The 19,038-nt window shown below is 37.9% G+C and carries 17 protein-coding genes; 9 read left to right on the plus strand and 8 right to left on the minus strand.

The window, feature by feature from the left end; translation table 11 throughout:
• The first annotated feature begins 114 nt into the window (after positions 1 to 114).
• From AC0IWE_RS00225 to AC0IWE_RS00245, 5 genes are all read left to right on the plus strand, one after another.
• The gene (locus tag AC0IWE_RS00225) at positions 115 to 984 is read left to right on the plus strand and encodes a 1-aminocyclopropane-1-carboxylate deaminase/D-cysteine desulfhydrase (RefSeq protein WP_471791465.1); all 870 of its coding nucleotides are present in this window, start codon (positions 115 to 117) and stop codon (positions 982 to 984) included.
• 576 nt (positions 985 to 1,560) lie between these two features.
• On the plus strand, positions 1,561 to 2,157 hold the full coding sequence (locus AC0IWE_RS00230; RefSeq protein WP_471791466.1) for a TetR/AcrR family transcriptional regulator: 597 nt from the start codon (positions 1,561 to 1,563) through the stop codon (positions 2,155 to 2,157).
• Between the two features lie 2 nt (positions 2,158 to 2,159).
• Entirely contained in the window at positions 2,160 to 2,396 is a 237-nt protein-coding gene (locus AC0IWE_RS00235) for an FAD-dependent oxidoreductase (protein ID WP_471791467.1), read from the plus strand.
• 113 nt (positions 2,397 to 2,509) lie between these two features.
• Positions 2,510 to 3,310 carry an FAD-dependent oxidoreductase gene (locus AC0IWE_RS00240; protein ID WP_471791468.1) on the plus strand — a complete coding sequence of 267 codons (801 nt, stop codon included), beginning with the start codon at positions 2,510 to 2,512 and terminating at the stop codon, positions 3,308 to 3,310.
• A gap of 288 nt (positions 3,311 to 3,598) precedes the next feature.
• Positions 3,599 to 4,456, plus strand: coding sequence for an SGNH/GDSL hydrolase family protein (locus AC0IWE_RS00245; RefSeq protein WP_471791469.1), 858 nt, complete (start codon positions 3,599 to 3,601; stop codon positions 4,454 to 4,456).
• 558 nt (positions 4,457 to 5,014) lie between these two features.
• Here AC0IWE_RS00245 and AC0IWE_RS00250 read toward each other — a convergent pair.
• The 4 genes from AC0IWE_RS00250 to AC0IWE_RS00265 all read right to left on the minus strand — a co-directional run bounded on the left by AC0IWE_RS00250 (position 5,015) and on the right by AC0IWE_RS00265 (position 12,026).
• Positions 5,015 to 6,097, minus strand: coding sequence for a phytase (locus AC0IWE_RS00250; protein WP_471791470.1), 1,083 nt, complete (start codon positions 6,095 to 6,097; stop codon positions 5,015 to 5,017).
• 1 nt (position 6,098) lies between these two features.
• Positions 6,099 to 7,358 (minus strand): right-handed parallel beta-helix repeat-containing protein, encoded by a 1,260-nt coding sequence (locus tag AC0IWE_RS00255; protein WP_471791471.1) that lies wholly within the window; start codon positions 7,356 to 7,358, stop codon positions 6,099 to 6,101.
• 23 nt (positions 7,359 to 7,381) lie between these two features.
• Positions 7,382 to 10,159, minus strand: a complete 2,778-nt coding sequence (locus AC0IWE_RS00260) for a TonB-dependent receptor (protein ID WP_471791472.1) — start codon at positions 10,157 to 10,159, stop codon at positions 7,382 to 7,384.
• A 262-nt stretch (positions 10,160 to 10,421) separates the two neighbouring features.
• Positions 10,422 to 12,026, minus strand: coding sequence for a tetratricopeptide repeat protein (locus AC0IWE_RS00265; protein WP_471791473.1), 1,605 nt, complete (start codon positions 12,024 to 12,026; stop codon positions 10,422 to 10,424).
• A gap of 380 nt (positions 12,027 to 12,406) precedes the next feature.
• Here AC0IWE_RS00265 and lat point away from each other — a divergent pair, with 380 nt between their 5' ends.
• Genes lat through AC0IWE_RS00280 form a run of 3 tightly spaced genes read left to right on the plus strand, consistent with a single transcriptional unit; the run spans position 12,407 to position 15,031 of the window.
• Positions 12,407 to 13,738, plus strand: a complete 1,332-nt coding sequence (gene lat / locus AC0IWE_RS00270; protein WP_471791474.1) for an L-lysine 6-transaminase — start codon at positions 12,407 to 12,409, stop codon at positions 13,736 to 13,738.
• A 2-nt stretch (positions 13,739 to 13,740) separates the two neighbouring features.
• On the plus strand, positions 13,741 to 14,142 hold the full coding sequence (locus tag AC0IWE_RS00275; RefSeq protein ID WP_471791475.1) for a hypothetical protein: 402 nt from the start codon (positions 13,741 to 13,743) through the stop codon (positions 14,140 to 14,142).
• Between the two features lie 28 nt (positions 14,143 to 14,170).
• Positions 14,171 to 15,031 (plus strand): hypothetical protein, encoded by an 861-nt coding sequence (locus AC0IWE_RS00280; protein WP_471791476.1) that lies wholly within the window; start codon positions 14,171 to 14,173, stop codon positions 15,029 to 15,031.
• An 809-nt stretch (positions 15,032 to 15,840) separates the two neighbouring features.
• Here the strand turns inward: AC0IWE_RS00280 and AC0IWE_RS00285 are convergent.
• On the minus strand, positions 15,841 to 17,202 hold the full coding sequence (locus AC0IWE_RS00285; RefSeq protein ID WP_471791477.1) for an acyl-CoA dehydrogenase family protein: 1,362 nt from the start codon (positions 17,200 to 17,202) through the stop codon (positions 15,841 to 15,843).
• A gap of 153 nt (positions 17,203 to 17,355) precedes the next feature.
• On the opposite strand from AC0IWE_RS00285, the gene AC0IWE_RS00290 reads away from it, so the two are divergent.
• Positions 17,356 to 17,730: a hypothetical protein gene (locus AC0IWE_RS00290; RefSeq protein WP_471791478.1), complete on the plus strand. Its 375-nt coding sequence runs from the start codon at positions 17,356 to 17,358 to the stop codon at positions 17,728 to 17,730.
• Between the two features lie 70 nt (positions 17,731 to 17,800).
• On the opposite strand, the gene bshB1 is transcribed toward AC0IWE_RS00290, so the two are convergent.
• The 3 genes from bshB1 to AC0IWE_RS00305 are packed head-to-tail and all read right to left on the minus strand — an operon-like array spanning position 17,801 to position 19,036.
• On the minus strand, positions 17,801 to 18,517 hold the full coding sequence (bshB1, locus tag AC0IWE_RS00295) for a bacillithiol biosynthesis deacetylase BshB1 (RefSeq protein WP_055906656.1): 717 nt from the start codon (positions 18,515 to 18,517) through the stop codon (positions 17,801 to 17,803).
• 7 nt (positions 18,518 to 18,524) lie between these two features.
• Positions 18,525 to 18,752, minus strand: coding sequence for a hypothetical protein (locus AC0IWE_RS00300; protein WP_471791479.1), 228 nt, complete (start codon positions 18,750 to 18,752; stop codon positions 18,525 to 18,527).
• A gap of 8 nt (positions 18,753 to 18,760) precedes the next feature.
• Positions 18,761 to 19,036, minus strand: a complete 276-nt coding sequence (locus tag AC0IWE_RS00305; protein WP_471791480.1) for a hypothetical protein — start codon at positions 19,034 to 19,036, stop codon at positions 18,761 to 18,763.
• Positions 19,037 to 19,038: the final 2 nt, after the last annotated feature.

Raw genomic sequence — 19,038 nt, forward strand, 5'->3', positions numbered from 1 at the left:
AAAAAAATCCTGTAAAGTATTTCTATGCTCCTTTCCTATAAATCGGAAAAGGAGCATCATTACAAATTCTTAAAGAAATCGATTTTATCAACCATTCTTTATTTATTTTTACGCGTGTTTAAAGAAATATATAGCCCAATACAACAGATAAAATTTGCCTCCTTTAACCAGCTTTTCGTTAAAAGAGACGACCTGATTGATCCTTATATTTCTGGAAACAAATGGCGGAAACTTAAATACATTTTAGCAAAGGCCAAAGCAGGAAACAAAACACACCTGGTTACTTTTGGAGGTGCTTATTCTAACCATCTGGTGGCCACAGCCGCAGCTGCATCAAGATCGGGTTTAAAAGCAACAGCCTTTGTGCGCGGTGAAGAAGTAAAAAATGAAATGTTGTTACTGTGCAGTTTATTTGGCATGAAACTGTTGTTTACCGACCGCGAAAGCTATCGAAACAAGCCTGAGTTGTTTAAACAACATTTTGCTGATGATCCTGAAGCCTATTTTATTGATGAAGGTGGTGCATCCTTAGAAGCCACCATCGGTTGTGCAGAAATCATTAATGAACTTACAGAAACATACGACCACATTTTTTGTGCGGCAGGCACAGGAACTACTGCAGCCGGACTGTTAAGGGGCATTCAACAAAATGGATTGCATACCAAACTCCATATTATCCCGGTGTTAAAAGGTGGCTCGTTTATTAGCGATGAGATAGCAAAATATACACCCCTTTCCAATCACCTCGAACTCCATCTTGATTATCATTTTGGTGGATATGCGAAAACCACACCTGAGTTAATTGATTTTATTAAGGCTTTTACAAGTCGAACCGGCTTACTTTTAGATCCTGTTTATACCGCAAAAATGTTTTTCGCCATTGATGATTTACAACAAAAACAAGTTATCGGTAGTAATGAACGCATCCTGGCTATTCATACCGGGGGATTGATGGGGCTTTTTGGCATGAAGGATAAGTTTTAAACATCAACCAGATGCCTAAGGAAAACAATATTTATTATTTCCCCAATTCAAGTGCCTTAAACCAACTATTATCAGCTTCAAACTAACGAAATAATAGAATTTAGTACCAAAAAAGATATCTCCAGATCAACATTAGCTTAAAACTATAAACTTCAGTTATCTCACCTTAATAAAAACCGCCAAAACAAAGCTTTTTACTACCTGGGGAGCAGAATAATCTCAAACTGACAATCGAAAAATTCATTTTCGGACCTAATAAGGTCGGCACCGGGCCTATTAAGTACCAATGAGGGTGAAAAAGGGTCGGCACCGAGCCTATTAAGTACCAACGAGGGTGTAAAAGGGTCGGCACCAGGCCTATTAAGTACCAACGAGAGTGAAAAAGGGTCGGCACCGGGCCTATTAAGTATCAATGAGGGTGAAAAAGGTTCGGCACCGGGCCTAATAAGTAGCTTAGGGAAGGTAATTGCAATTGGAATACCGTTATGGAATTGTCAGTTAAAGTTAATATTTTCAAAAAACATCATAAGTAAACAAACGTTTACTTACTTTTGATCCACATTGAAACATTAACATATGCGGCCAAAAAATTTAATAAAGGAAGATGCTATCCGATCGATTGCATTACAAATTATTTCTGAGGAAGGATTGGAGAATCTGAGTATGCAGAAACTGGCTAAAGCGGCCAATATTTCTCCCCGAACCATCTACATCAAATATGAAAACAAAGAAGATCTTTTAATTAAGCTTTTTATAGAGGAAGTACTTGGTGGATATGAAAAAGCCATCCTTGAAAATTTTGATCCAAAAATGGATTTCAGGGAAGGGATGAAAAGGTTATGGTTAAATACTTTCCATTACCTTAAAAACCACAAACCTTCTTTTTCCCTGCTCCAACACGGCAAATCATCTCCCCTTTTAAATAAAGCTTATCAGGAAAAAAACATCAAACAAGGTGAATTTTTTGCGCCCATTCCTATCTTTTTAAAAACAAATGTTGAGGCAGGCTTGATACCTGATTTACCCCTGGATGTATACAAGGCGTTACTTTTTTCGCCTGTGCATGATCTGGTGGCAGAATATTTTGACCATGCAGATCGGCCAATTCAGATTATTACTGAAGAAATGATTTTAACCTGCTGTGAAACCGTGATTAAAGGAATAACTACATAAAAATGAAACAGATAAAAAATAAAAAAATTGCCATTATTGGGGCCGGCCCCGGAGGCTTAACACTTGCACGACTGTTACAAATGAATGGTTTTGAGGTGAATGTTTATGAACGCGATGTTGACGAAAATGCCAGGCCAAAAGGTGCAACTTTAGATTTACATGATGAATCGGGTTTAGCCGCACTTCGCGAAGCTGGTTTAATGGATGCTTTTAAAGCGAACTATCGCCCCGGAAGCTAGATCGAACCCGCATCATTGATCAACATGGCAAAATTATATTTGAAGACAACGATAATCAAAACAGAGGAGATTTCCGTCCTGAAATTGACCGTGGCCCACTACAAAAAATCCTTTTGGATTCTTTAAAACCAGAAACTGTAATCTGGAACAGCCATTTTGAAGGGCTTAAAACAAACGGAGATTCGTGGCTGATTGAATTTAAAAACGGCAAATTGGTAGCGGCTGATATTGTAATCGCAGCAGATGGTGCAAACTCAAAAATCCGCCCGTACATTACCCCAATTAAACCTTTTTACGCTGGCGTAACCATTGTGGAAGGTGCTGTTTATGCATCAGCAACTTCAAGTCCGGAAATGCATAAATTGCTAAACGGCGGCAAAATATTTTCACTAGGTTGTGAAAAATCGCTAATTGTGAGCTCAAAAGGTGATGGCAGCCTGGTATTTTATACAGGATGCAATACCACAGAAAATTGGGTTAAAGAATCGGGCATAAACTTTTCTGATAAACTGCAGGTAATTAACTGGTTTAAAAATGAGTTTTCAGATTGGGATCCGATCTGGCTGGAGTTGTTCGAAAATGCTTCAACTGGTTTTGTTCCCCGCCCTCAGTATTGTATGCCGCTGGATCAAAACTGGCTGTCGCTACCAAATTTAACCATGCTGGGTGATGCAGCCCATTTAATGCCGCCTTATGCTGGTGAGGGTGTTAATATGGCCATGCTGGATGCATTGGAACTTAGCAATTGTTTTAAAGATCCGCGTTACAACAATAGCGGGGAAGCCATTTTCGCCTATGAAAAACAGATGTTAAAAAGGGCTTCAGAAACGGCAGATATCACTATGCAATCTACCGCAGCACTCCATAGTACAGATGCAATCAATTTTATGATGAACATTATGGGCATGGAATAAAAAAAGGGCCCTCATTGCTGAGGAACCCCAATAAGATTTCTAAACCGTCCCGATGATTTGATTCTTAATGTAAATGTATTGCGCAAGGTTTCTTAAAGAAATTAAAATAGAGCAATGGCATTAAATAATAGATGTAAGGTAGCCTTAGATACACATCTGTTTTACCAATAAAGAAATTTTGCTAAAAACTAATGGAAATCTCCTTAAATTCATTGCCGATCATTTACTTTTAGCCGAATTGCTGATAATTGGTTTATGGCAAAGGAAATGAATTTAAAATGCTATTTTATGAACAAACGATCCTTTACACGCTTTAGCATATTATTACTTGCTATTATAATTATCAATTTCTCATTTATACCCGTTAAAGAAGTGAAGTGGACAGCCATTGGTGACTCTATAACTTATCTGAATAATTATCTGGATGAAACTGGCAACCGGACAAAAAAAGGATATTTGGATAGGGTTAAAGAACGTTTGCCAAACATCAATTACATTAACCAGGGGCATAACGGCTGGACAACTGTTGGCATAGCCAAAGCGATTGATAAATTAGGCATTGAGGAATCGGAACTTTATTCTATTTTTCTAGGCACGAATGATTGGTGGGCGGGTATTCCTGTAGGATCTATTAACGATTACATTAATGATACCGGCACAGCAACCAGCTGTGGTGCTTACCGTAAAATAGTTAATAAAATCAGGAGTATTAACCCAAAAGCTAAAATAGTGCTGATTACACCCATGCAGCGAAACGACTTTGTATATATAGCCAATGCAAACAACAATGCGTATGGATCTTACAAAGAAAAAAACGGTCAAACTTTAGAAAGCTTCGCGAATGCAATAACCGCAATCGGTAAGTATGAAAATTTTGTTGTGGTTGATCTATACCACAACAAAAAGCTTAAACTCGAAAAATTGGTTAAGTTTAAACGGCTTAAAAATCCTTCATCAGGTAATTACCAAAATTATAGCTATCCTGAATCCTCAACAATCCCATTCGATCCTAAACGTGATGATTACCCCTACCCGATTGATGCCATGAGGATGACCTATGATGGTTTGCACCCATCTGATAAAGGAAACAAAGTAATTGCAGAAAGTTTGGTGAGGGTATTTAAGAAAGTATTGGATGGGAAGTAAAGGAAGCAATCTTAACGATAGTAGCACACGCTGCATTTTTTCTATTAAATCACTAATGGTCTTCGACTCCGTTCAAACTGACACCCTAGTACCGCTTTCGTCATTGCGAGAAGGCTTTTTCAGCCGACGAAGCAATCTTAATGGCTTATGGCCCACGCTTTTTCAATAAACCTGTTACCTTTAGCGTAGTCGAAGTGCCTTAAATCATTTAAGTCCCATTCTTACGTCTTCCTGAACTTGTTTCAGGATCTTTCTTTTAAAGCATCTCAAATAGGTAACTACAAATCAAATTTCTCAACTGCGTTGTACTCTGTTCGAAACGACGATCATTTCAATAAAACCAGTTACCTCTGGTACCGCATTCGTCATTGCGAGAAGGCTTTTTCAGCCGACGAAGCAATCTTAATGGCTCATGGCCCAAGCCTTTTCAATAAACCAGTCACACTGAGCGTAATCGAAGAACCTTTTTCATTACAAATCGTCTTCGACTCCACTCAGACTGACAAATCAAGGACTAGCCTCATTGTAAATGGTTACAATCAACCATCTGCAATCACCTTAATTTACAGTAAGTTTTTTGCCAGCAATATCTTCCCATCTGTAATAATGAAAAGTTTTATCATCACTCATGGCTACGAGCAAACCATGTTTAAAATCAGCATTTAACGGTACAGATACCACATCAATTCCATCCGTTTGGTTTGCCGAATACTTAATTGTGGTTAATAATGGATGTGTAAAAACACCATCCTTCTGATCGGCCACTCTATTGTACACTTTAAGTTGTTTTGCACCTTGATCGGAAACGAGAATATAACCTTTATCTGCTGAGGATTTGTATATCGCAACCCCTTCATTATCTACAGCAAAATCTCCCTGACCGAAAAATGAAAGTTCCTGGTTTCCTTTCTCCGGATCTGCATAATATTTGCGTATGCCTACCTGTTCATCACAGTAATACACATAACCCAATTCATTATCAACAGCAATGGCTTCAATTTCTTTTTTGCCGCTATATTTACCGAATTTCCGTACCAATTCTGCTTTAACGTTTCCCTTTCCATCATCAGTTAACAGGTATTGCCAAAGATAAGATCCTTCTTTTGGTCCGCTTTTACGACCAACTATGGCATAAATTTGTCCTACTTTATTCTTATACATCGAAATGCCCATCAAATCGCGAAACTCAGTGCCGGTTTCTCCAACAAAAACCTCAATTCCGCCATTGTCTACCGGCTTCATATCAGGCATGGAGAAGATTCTGAGCTTATGCGTCAACCGTTCTGTAGTAACTGCAATATCGGTCGGTTTTCCGGCTAAGGTTAGGCCATAAGCAATATCTACATTATCAGGTCTTTTTAAGCCTTTAACGGTTTTAGTTTTAATAATCTTCCCCTTAAGGTCAAATACATACAAACCACCATTTTCATCTTTATCGGTTCCAACCACAAGCGATTGTGCTGCATTGGCAGGGTTTACCCATATTGCCGGATCATCGGTATCAAAATCTACAGGGTCTGAAATGTACAATGGTTTTACTTCAGCTGTATTGGTATTATTTTTTGTTGTATTGTTATTACAAGCTACGGTTATGCTTAAAACAGCAAGTATAGCGAGGTTTAAAATATTATTTTTCTTCATTTTACAATTTAGTTCCATAAGCGCCAACAAAGGTAGATGGCTGTGGTGAGGTATAGGTAATTCCGTTTTTCATAATGATACCTGCCTGATGGTGGCGGGTAAAGTTTGTTGTTCCTTTGCCTAATGCAGGAGAGTTTCCTTGCAGGTGAAAATCCCAGGCTGTATTAAAATCGGCATTGTTTACGGCAGTATTTACCGGATAATTTACAAATTTAGGGTCGTTGGCACCTGCTACATTGCTGATCACATCATTTTTACCGCCTACAATATCGCCTGTTGGCTGAAACTGGTTTACAGTGGTTTGATCGAAACCATAATACCAGTTATTGCTGTAAGCAGAGCGGCTGTCTTCGGGCTTTTTAGGATCTCTTTTCACCCCAAAGCGGGTATTGGCAAAAAGGTTATTGTAAAGATCGGCACGTACGTTACTTTCTAACCAAATCGATCCACCTTTGGCGGTAGGCCTTCTCCAGCCGGTATTTACCATGGTATTGTTATAGGCAATGATATAAGTTTGCGGTGTTTTATCGCCGGTATTGGATAATTTTAAGGCATTGGTATTGGTGCTATACACTAAATTATAGGCTATATCTGCCAGGCAGCCTGATTTAAAATTCATGGCTTCTCCCCCGGTAACACCTGTGGTATAAAAAACATTGTTTGCAAAAATAATTTTTCCGCCTTCAATATAAGTGCAATCCTCCTGAAGGTTTCTAAAAATAGTGTTTTGAACAACAAGTTTGCCTTTTGCATTAGCGAACCAAAGTGCGGGCAAACTTTCGCCGGCAACAGCCTTGTAAAGTCCCATTTTGACAGATGTTGAGGCATCGGAAGTTTTAGCACCTCCATATTCAATAATCACATGATCAAGCACCAATTCCTCGCAGGTTGGTCCGGCTAAAATACCACCCCAAAGCTTGCCGAACTTAGTTGTTGGCGTTTTATAAAACTCATTCACGGTAAATTTAATTGGATTTTCTGTTGTTCCAAGTGCATACAGATTGCCTTTTACAATAAACTCGGGTTTAGCAACTGTATCCATTAAAATCGTAACCCCTTCTTCAATGGTTAAGGTTTTACCTTCAGGGATAATTACATCACCTTTAATTACCTGTGTGCTGCCTTTTGCCCACACACCAGAAATTTCTCCGGTTGCCGAGCCATTCACAGCAGTGGTATCTACATCGATATTGGCTTTTTCACATCCTGCAAGGGCCACCACAAGAAGGATTAATAATTTAAAAATCTGATTCGATTTCATGTCTTTGTATCTTTAAATTCTATTTAATTAAACTTATATCTGAAGCCAACAAGGTAGTTTTGGCCATAGTAATCACTTCTGATTAATGTATTTCCGTTTTTAACCAGGTCTTCATTAATCTTTTCGTTTTCCGGATTGGTACCTTTAATAAATAATTTAGTTGGCGTATTTAAAATGTTATTTGCTTTTATAAACACACTCATCCCCCCTTTAAAACGTTTCTCAGCTGATGCATCCATCTGGATAACTCCTTTCTGCCATAAGTCGTTATTTAAAAACTGAGAAACCGTGTTGATGCGTGGACCTGTATATGCCCCTGCAATTTGCGCATCCCAACCTTTTTTAGTATCCTTAAATAACAAAGAGAGGTTGGCAATATGTGCTGACTGGCCATAAAGCGGGCGTTCCTGATCAACAGATAGTGCCTGGATATCTCCGGTGGTAGCGTTAATGGTTCTTGTTGTTTTAGTGGTAACAATGCGCGAATGTGTATAGGTATAATTGGCTTTTAAACCGATTTTGCTGAAATACTTGATATAATCTACCTCTGCACCATAGTTATTGGCTGTTCCAAAGTTTTTTGGGGTATAATAAATGTCCTGTCCGCGGGTGGCATCAGCCTGGAAAGTGTACTCAATCGGATTTTTGATTTTCTTGTAAAAAGCACCAATCAACAACTGTTCTGATGCGCCTGGAAAAAGCTCATACCTTAAATCATAATTATCTGCCAGGGCACGTTGCAAATTCGGGTTACCACGTTCCTGAAACTCTTCATTTATTACTTTTCCGGGTGCAATTTCATAAAAACCAGGACGGTTTAACGCTTTGTAATAAGAGGCGTGCAACTGGGTCTTTTCTGTTAGAAAATATTTGGCCATTAAACTTGGCAACACATCTGTATAAACCTGGTTTCCTTTCGGGAAAGATTCTCCTGCGGCGAAAAGCAGGTTATAGCCCTGATTGGTGTGTTCTACCCTTGCCCCTCCCACTATTTCCAACTTAGCTGATGCGTATTTAAACATCCCATAACCTGCACCAATTTTTTCAGTTGCATCATAGGTAAGCGAATTGGCTACTGCACCGGTTGGGTTACTCACAACCAAATTCAAATCAGTATAATTCTGGAAATTAATGCTATAAACATCAAATGCATTCGCTGCACTTGGAGCCATATTGTAGTTGTTAAAAAAACTGCTTCTTTGCTTATCACGGTACAATCCTCCTGCCATAATATCCAGTTTATCAGTTCCGGTTAAAAGGTGGTAGGTTAAGTCGAGATATCCTGCTAAATCTTCGTCGGTATTGCGCTCCCACCTGCGTGTAACCGGATTGGTATTGACCAAAGTGGTGCGTTTGCGCTGGAAATTCTGTTCTACACCATTCAGAATGATACTTGTGTTTTCGGGTACATCATTTTTAGCTGAAGAATATACCGCCGACCATTGTACCTTAAATTTATTATCAAAAAAATGATGATCGCCATGCAATGTACTGTTGTAAATCTGCTGTTCGGTTAAACGGCTACGGGTATCGTAAACCAACTCTGCATTTCCTGCGGTAGGATTATACACGCCGTTATAAGTAGTGAATACTGCATCTCTAACCTGTTGGTTTTTAAGGTTAACATACACATTGTAAAAGCTGATTTGGTGATCTTTGTTAAATACGTAATCAATTTTACCATGTAAACCGGTACGTTGCTGCTGTTCAGAAAATTCGCGGTAACTTTTACTGGTAATTGAAGCAAATGCATTGGTGCCAACTACAGAATTGTTATAAAAAGTACTGTTGCTGCCGCGGTAAGTGTTTTGATAGCTTCCGGCCAAAATTACGCCCAGCTTATCATCGAAGAAACGCTTTCCTATAGATAAGCTTCCGATTAAATTTGGTGCCGGATTTTTAAATTTATAATCGAGTGTGCCTTTTGTAAAATCGTTTTGTGTTGCAGTATAGTTTTTACCGTTTAACTCGTAAGGCGATTTATATTGAATACCTGAAGCATTATAGCTGGTAAATTTACGATCGAAAAACAACTGGCTGTAACCGGTAGATACATTTGCATTTACCTGTAACTGACGGGGCGCATTTTTCATCACCATGTTTATGGCTCCTCCAATGGCATCACCCTCTAAATTTGGTGTAAGTGTTTTATATACTTCTAAGCGATCGAGAATGTCGGCAGGAAAAAGATCAAGCGGAACGTAACGGTATTTATTATCCGGACTAGGAATTTTAACCCCGTTTACCAATGTATAATTGTAACGTTTATCCATCCCCCTCAATATGGCATACTGTCCGTCGCCATTGCTGTTACGTTCTATAGATACGCCAGAAACGCGCTGCATTACATTTGCAACAGTTAAATCTGGTGAAATCTCTATGGATTTGCCTGATACGATATTCATCAGTTGTGTGGCATTTTTTTCCAATCGCCTTGCCCCCTGATCGGTAGAACTTACTGCATTGGTTTTAATGGTGATGTCATCAAGGCTTTGGGAATCACTTTCCATATAAAACTTTAAATGATCGTTATCCTCTTTCACCACAGTTACAGTTTTTACAATTGTTTTGTAGGTAATGTAACTTACACTAATTGTAGTAGCCCCAACTTTTACATCTTTAAATTCAAAGGTTCCATCGAGGCCGGTGTTGGTAATACGCCGTGGGTTATCTAAAACAACTGTAGCACCAACTATAGCCTCTCCAGTTTGCTTATCATAAACGTGCCCCTTCAGTTTTGTGGCATTGGCTGTGCCTGCACAAAAAAGAAGTAAAAACAGAATTTGTAATGGTTTATTCATTGTGTTTGGTAATGTCTTTTTTATTTATCGACGGGCAAAGGTGTATACACCATTTTACACAAAGAAATTATGGGGGTTACATAAAGGCAACAGCGTTACATGAGGCATATATCAAAAGGCAACATCAATAATTAAAAAACTAATTATCAGACACTTAATCACCTTAAAAAACGCCGTTATGCTTTTATTACCGTTACATTAACAAATTGTTAAGCCTTAAAAACCGCTTAAAAAAGATGATATTTTGCTATAAATGTAACGGTTACAATGCCTGTATAAATGCAGATAGATTGTCGCCTTGCACCAGGTTGAGCTTTTTACGGAGCCGGTATCTCGATACCCTTAAGCTATCGGTAGAGATGCCAAGTAAGGTTGAAATGTCTCCTGAATCAAGATTCATTTTGAGCAATGCAATTAAGCGCATATCAGCAGAAGTAAGTTCGTTGCTATATTTTTTTAGCCCTTCGAGAAACTGGTGATGCACCTGTTCAAAAGCAACAGTAAATTCCTTCCAGTTGCGTTCGTGGTTAAAACTCTGGTTAATCTCGGCCAAAATTTGGTTCATCTGCTTTTTCTGATCGCGTTTATCATCTTTTACCATTGCCTGTAAAGTTCTACGAAGGTTTTCCAAAAACTGGTTGTGTTTAATCAGGTTTAAAGTATGGGTAGAAAGTTCTCTACTTTTAACCTCGAGCAATTGCTTTAGGTTGTGCTCTTCCAGTTGTAGATTTTTTAACGCCAAACTCGTCATATCGTGTTCAATATCCTTTTGCCTGGCCAAAGTTTGCTGATCTTTAAGTTTAAACCTTTGCCTGCTGAAAACGACCAAACCCAATACAACCAATAATATAATGACTATGGTTGAAGCAAAAGCAATTATTTTATTAACTTTTCTATCATTTTCCAGCTTATTTATTTCGGTAGTTTTTTTATTGATATCGTATAATACCTGTAAAAAAGCCACTTGTTTGGCCCCATCCTGTGAGTAGAGATCGATTGTATATTTATAGCCAAGTTTAACATAATAATAGGCACTGTCCATTTGGTTTAATAACTCATAAGCTTTACCCAGATCGCGGCAACAAGAGGCCAGTTGGTAGATATTGCCCAAATCGCCAGCCAGCTTCATCGCCGCAGCAGTTTGTTTAATGCTTTCTCGATAACGGCCGGTTTTACGCAAAATATCACCTAAATTGTTAATGACTTCGATGCTTCCCAAATTGTTATGATCGAGCTTGTAAAGATTTAGCGACTGTTTGAAATTCACATAAGCGAGGTCGTATTTCTCCTGATCTTCATAGATGCTTCCCAGGTTCTCGTAAATTTTAGCAGCACCACTTTTATCATTGATCCGTTCGTTTATTTTTAAGGCCAAATTCTGGTAATAAAAGGCACTATCATAATTTTGCCGCTTTTCGTAAAGCTGCCCTATGTTACCAAAAACAGCAGCCTCCCCTTTTAAATCGTCGTGCTGCTTGTAAATATTCAATGCTTTCCGATAGGCATTCGTGGCTTTATCGTGCTGTTTCATGTAATAGTACAAAATACCCACATCGGCTAAATTAGCTGCTATTAATAATGGCTTTTCTGCATTGTTGAAGATATGATCGGCTTTTAAAAAAAACTCCAGCGATTGGCTAAAATGCCCTTGGGTATAGCATACCTTACCCATTTGCTGTAAACACTTTCCTTCTAAAAGTTCATCATTTCCATCAATTGCCTGTGCATAAATTTTCTTCAGCTCAACCAATGCCTGCGTTGGGTTTCTTTGGTTAACAGAAATTATAGACTCAAACTTTTCGTCTTGCGCTTTGGTAAATGAAATAAAACTTAAAGAGATGAGGAGGAGGATAACGGATTTTAACATGTCATTATGATCACCATTGCAATCTTTAACAAAAGAACATGATTCGTATTAAGTTAATGTTAATTCAAATAAAAGGGTTAATGTGATCCTTTTAAGTGTTCAAATTATGATACTTAAAGCGGTGGCTTAAAATGTCGCGATATAATAAAATATTAGCGACTCAAATATCCATACGCAAGCAAATAGTTAGTAAAACGGCATGTTATTAGGCAGATTATCATCAAAAAGTTTTCCACACCTGTGAAGTCCAAAACCTGAATTTGTCTATAATCTAACTTTAAACTGTTTAAACCTATTTTTTAACTAAAATGCACAAAAAGTGCTCAAATTTTGATTTCAGGCACATTTAACTAAATTTGAAATATACCAAAATCAAGTTTATGTATCAATTAACAGTACCTGCAAATCGCGTTAGCGAATCGTTAAGTAAGCACATTTTGGCTGATGGTTTCGACCTGACTTACGACATGGAAAAAAGTAATGGAGCGTACATTTACGATTCTAAATACAATAGAACTTTACTCGATTTTTTTACCTGTTTCGCTTCCGTTCCATTGGGTTATAATCATCCCAAAATGATCAATGATGAAGAGTTTAAGAAAAATCTTTTTCAAGCGGCTTTAGCAAACCCTTCCAATTCGGATGTATATACCCAGCAATACGCACAGTTTGTAGAAACATTTTCTAACGTTGGTATTCCAGCTTACCTTCCTCATGCTTTTTTTATTGCCGGCGGTGGCTTAGCCGTTGAAAATGCAATTAAGGTGGCCATGGACTGGAAAGTACAGAAGAATTTTGCAAAAGGGTATACCGAAGAAAAAGGCTTTAAAGTATTGCACTTCGAAAGGGCTTTTCATGGCAGAACAGGCTATACTTTAAGTTTAACCAATACACTACCTGATAAAACCAAATGGTTTGCCAAATTCGACTGGCCGAGAGTTTCTGTTCCTGAGGTTAAGTTTCCACTTGTAAATGATAATTTAAATAACGCCATTCAAACTGAAGAAACTTCGTTGGCACAAATCAAAAAGGCTTTTGCCGATAATAAAGATGATATCTGTGCAATAATTGTAGAGCCAATCCAATCTGAAGGGGGCGACAACCATTTAAGGGAAGAGTTTCTGATCCAGCTTAAAACTTTAGCTGATGAAAATGAAGCCTTTTTAATTTATGATGAAGTACAAACCGGCGTTGGTTTAACAGGTAAATTCTGGTGTCATCAGCACTTTAGTGAAAAGGCACAACCAGATATTATCGCTTTTGGTAAAAAAATGCAGGTTTGCGGTATTCTTGTTGGCAACAAGGTAGATGAAATTGAAACAAATGTGTTTAAGGTTCCAAGCCGGATTAATTCTACCTGGGGAGGAAACCTTGTAGATATGGTACGTTCTACCCAGATTTTACAAATTGTAGAAGAAGATCAACTTTGCGAAAATGCAGCTAAAGTTGGTGGATATTTAAAAGATCAGCTGACACAACTTTCGCACAAATTTGATCAAATGAGCAATGTACGCGGCAGAGGCCTACTCTGCTCTTTCGATTTCCCTAACAAAGAAATACGGAACAATTTTATTAGTAAAGGACTGGAAAACAACGTAATGTTTTTAGGATGCGGAGAAAAAACAATCCGTTTCAGGCCCGCGCTATGTATCGAACAAAAGCATATTGACGAAGGGCTGACGGTAATGGAAAAAATATTGCCTTTATTGTAAGCATGAAGAAAAATTCGCTTACCTATATTATACTGGCTGCTGTTGTAATCCTAACTTTCTTCATTGTGAAGGATACGCTGAATCAAAAGGGAGTTGAAGATATGAAAGCTGGTTTTACAGAAATAGCCAAATACAGAAACGCCAATAATACTGGCCCTGTGCAACGCATTTATGTTGTTACCGTTAAAGATTCGGTATGGAAAGAGATGGAAGATTATGGCAATTTAATGCCGCATACCAAATATGGAAATACAAAAGTTTACTTCTTTATGGAGCATACCAATGTACCAAAAACATTAGAACCTGGAGAAGTGAACTTTGATCCTCAATACAATAAATCTTGCATCGCACTATTTGAAAAAAGTGCGATGAGCCAGGTGGCATTTAATAAACATCCGTTTTAAACGCAGATTTTTTTTGTTATAATTACAAATGAATCGTGATTATAGTTCGATAAGTCCTTCAGCGAAATCTTTGCTACTTGCCAAAAGTTTAACCAATATCCCCTTTGTTGCTGATGCTGTTAAATTAATTTATGGTAACCACGACCTTGAAAATTTGTACACTAAAGATTTTGATGAGGTATTTTTAAAACGTCTGGTGCATTTCGAAAGCAGGTATTTATCGCTGGATAGTTTACTTTTTGCTTCGGGCTCCCTAAATATTCTTGAAATTTCTTCCGGTTACTCGTTTAGAGGGCTTGATCTTGTTTTAAGGCACCCAACCATTTATTACCTGGATACCGATTTACCGGGTGTAATCGACATTAAGAAAGATTTGGTTAACAGATTAATAGTTGAAGAAAAGTTATCATTAAAAGGAAAACTCAAAATTGAGGCCTTAAATGCCTTGGACGAGGATGCTTTTTTAAATGCCATAAATCAAATGCCGCTTGGCCCTGTAAGTATTATTAACGAAGGTTTATTGGTGTATTTAAATACCGAAGAGAAGATATCGCTTTGTAAAACGATCCACAAATCACTAAAACTAAGAGGTGGTTATTGGATTACCGCTGATGTTTACATTAAACGCCCAGACCTTGAAAATGACAATGAAGATCATTTTTCTCAGTTTTTAGCCGCACATCATGTAGAAGATAATAAGTTTGAAAGTTTTGAGCAAGCAGAACAGTTCTTCCTGGCACAAGGTTTCAAACTGATCACCAAAGCAACCTCTGTTTGGCATCAACTCTCATCGCTAAAATATATTGATGCAGCGTTAATCAAAAAAATAAAAGAGCAGTCAAATAAAGTTGGGAGAATCCGCGAAACCTGGGTGTTAAAAGCGATTTAAATGATTAAGGCAGGGCTACAAACGCCTCATTTCAAAACATAAATTTTCTTAAGAAGCCCAAGATCTGTCCAAAAAATTAAGTTTCTTCCCGTTTTACGCTTACACGCTTCGCTGTATCATACTTCGTTGCTTTTGGATAATACTCAATTTTATTAAGTTAAAAATTGTTAACCACAGATAGACACTGATAAACACGGATCTTTATACCTGTGTATATCCTTTTTACCTGTGTTTAAAGTAGAATTGTCTTTTTATATGGCTTAGCTTAATGGCATTGGGTTAAAAGGCGCACTACCTTTGTTTCTAAACCTGACAGCAGCGAGCATCCCGATTCTTCATCAGGATAAAGCAAATGGCAGGACTACAGCACCTATGAAATGCTGACATTCGTTTCCTAAACCTAAAATCTTAACTAGTTAAATAGTCCTCGTTTGTAACGAGGATTTTAGAGGTACGCATTTGCAATGCGAAAATAATTCCTTTAAGAGCGATAAAATCGCTTTACTCGTACATCCTCGTTTTAAACGAAGACGATGTAGATGATCATCTATAAATTCTCCGTACTTTCTGTGTTTCCGTAGCAAAAACTGTTTTCTGTGTAAATCTGTAGTTAAATTTCTTAACTAGTCCTCGTTTATAACGAGGATTTTTGAGATACGCATTTGAAATGCGAAAATAATTCTTTTAAGAGCGATAAAATCGCTTTACTCGTACATCCTCGTTACAAACGAGGACGATGTAGTTCAGACTGAAAAATATCTTATATGATTTAGCACATGCTACGCTTAAACAAGCGAGGTTTCCCCAACTTAAACAAATGCTGAAAATCCGGTTATCGCCCGGCCAACAATCAACGTATTAATTTCCTTTGTGCCTTCGTATGAATAAATGGCTTCTGCATCGGCCACAAATCTTGCTACATTATATTCAAGCAGAATTCCATTTCCGCCCATAACTTCCCGTGCTTTACTCACCACATCGCGTGTTCTTAACGAACAGAATACCTTTGCCAGCGAGGCATGTTCATCTTTTAATAATCCTTGATCCTGCAATTGAGATAAACGGAAACAAAGCGTTTGCATAGCGGTTAAATTGGATAGCATTTCTACCAAGTGGTTCTGAATCAATTGAAAAGAAGCAATTGGTTTTCCAAACTGTTTCCTGGTGCGTGTATATGCTAAAGCATTTTCATAAGCACCACGTGCACAACCTACCGCTTGCCAGGCCACTCCTGCCCTCGTCATTTGCAATACTTTAGCAGTATCTTTAAAAGAATTCGCATTTTGTAAACGGTCTGCTTCATCTACCTCACAGTTTGTTAAGGTGATAATTCCATTTTGCACAATTCTCAAGGCCATTTTATCCAGCATTTTTTCTACCGCAAAGCCAGGATTATCTTTTTTCACAATAAAACCCTTCACCTCGCCACTATCTTCATCACGCGCCCAAATAATTAAAATATCGGCAAAAGTTGCATTGCCAATCCACTTTTTCTGCCCGTTCAATACCCATTTGCCGTCTACTTTTTTACACGTTGTTGTTAAACCACCCGCAGCAGCAGAGCCAACTTCGGGTTCTGTTAATCCAAATGCACCTATAATTTTAAATTGCTGCATAAGCGGCAACCATTGTTGTTTTTGTTCTTCAGATCCACATAAATAAATTGATCCCATGGCCAAACCACTTTGAACACCAAAAAACGTAGAAATAGAGGTATCAATCCGGGCCATTTCCATTGCTAAAATCCCTTCCATTAAATTCGACTTGCCCGGACAGCCATAACCTTTATAAGTTAATCCACAGATATTAAGTTCGGCAAGTTTTGGAATAATCTCGAAAGGGAATTCTGCTTTGTTCCAATAATGGTTCACTATGGGTTTTACTTCTTTTTCTAAAAAAGCGCGTACTTTTAACTGAAGTTCACGGTCTTCCTCTTTTAAGGCTTCATCACCCAAATGATAAAAATCACCTTCTATAGGAGGTAATTCTCTCTTTTTACCAGAGCCACCCATCATTTTCATCATGCCCTGTATCTGTTTATCATCTAAACTGGATATAGTTTCGACCATTTTTGGCAGGTCTACTTTTTTCGACAAAGCTTCTAACTTATCAAAATCTACGTGTTTGAAAAGATTGTATGCGTTTTTAAGAGAAGAGAATATGTTCGCCATTATTATTCGTTTTGAGAGTAACAAATGAAGGGTTGTTTTGTTGGGCGACGACCTAGATCGGTTACGTTATCTTGTAACTTCACAACCAAAAAGTGTAACATAAAACATTATCAACAAAGCGCTGTTCTATCGTTCTAATTTAAATTTAATTGTATGAGCACAGAAAATCAATTACCTGAAGAAGAACAAAGTTTCTTTGATAAGGCCAAGAGTAAATTAAGCGACTTAAAAGATAAAGCTGAGGATGCCTGGGACGATGCAAAAGATAAAGCTGAAGATGTTTGGGAAGATGTAAAGGACAAAGCCGAAGATTTAAAAGATAAAGCTGAAGATAAATATGATGAACTGAAAACGAAAGGCGCGTTTGCTGCCGGAGAAGCCAAAGGTGAAGCCGAAACAACAGGCGAAAATTTAAAAGACAAGGCTAGTGATTTGGCCGAAAAAGCTGCTGATAAAACCGATGACCTAAAAACACAAGCTGCCTTTAAAGCTGGTGAGATAAAGGGAAATTTTGAGGCAAACAAATAATAGTTATTTATAACAAAAGCGCATGCCTGATAATACAGGCATGCGCTTTTAATTTGTTAAAAAACTGTTTTTATTTTAAATCAAACAGATTATCAACCCCTAGCAATTTCCTTGAAGTAAAACCTTCGCCGAAAGTTGCACCAATGCTTTTGCCAAATTCCCTCGATCGGCCGATTACAGTTTCAAAAAATTCTGGTGAAGAAATATAGGTTTGTAAACCTTCAACATCAGGATTATAAAACTGCGTTTTAAAAGCCTTTATCGATTCAATTTTTTTATCCATATGATCAGATATATCAACAATAATATCAGGCTTTAAGTACCGATCCTGGATGTATTGCAACAATAACCTTGGGCGGTGTGCTTCCTGGCTGATACCATCTATAGCAGTTTCTATTTTTGGTAAACCAGATAAAAAAACTGAATCATATACCAAATCGCCAGCTCTGCCATGATCGGGGTGGCGATCTTCGAGCGCATTGCTCAATATTATTTCGGGCTGGTATTTTCGGATTGCCTTAATTACTTCCAGGCGGTGAAATTCATCATTTTGAAAAAACCCATCCCTTAACCTCAAATTTTCGCGGGCATGTAAACCCAAAATTTTTGCAGAGTCGGCAGCTTCTTCATCTCTGGTTTCTGCTGTACCACGTGTACCCAGCTCGCCACGGGTTAAATCTACAATTCCAACTTTTTTACCAAGCGCAATGTGTTTCAAAATAGTACCTGAACAGCAAAGCTCAGCATCATCAGGATGCACGGCTATAACTAAAATATCTAACTTCATGATGTAATTATTGGGCATTTTGATTCAGCAATTGCTGAATTTTCTTTTTAATTTTCGAACTCAATGGTTTGGTAAACGGTAGAAAATAATCTTCCAGTTCACCATTTTTGTTCACAATATATTTATGAAAGTTCCAACGGGGTTTGGAACTTAATTTTGAGTTTTGCTTTTTATCGCTCAAAAACTGGTAAAGCGGATGCGCATGTTCGCCACGCACCATAATTTTATCAAACACCGGGAATTTTACGCCATGGTTAATTTCGCAGAAGAGGCAATATCAGTCCCGTTTAAAGGTTCCTGTTTACCAAAATCGTTGGTAGGAAAACCTAAAATTTCAAAATCAGGGTTATCAACCTCATCTTTAAGCTGTTGCAGTTCTTTTAATTGTGGTGTAAAACCACATTCTGAAGCTGTATTTACAATTAAAACAACTTTATTTCGGTAGGCAGATAACGGCTGTTCTTCGCCATTAATTTTCTTTACCTTAAATGAATAAATATTCGGAATGCGTTCCTGCATTA

This window comes from Pedobacter sp. AC402 (assembly GCF_979252805.1).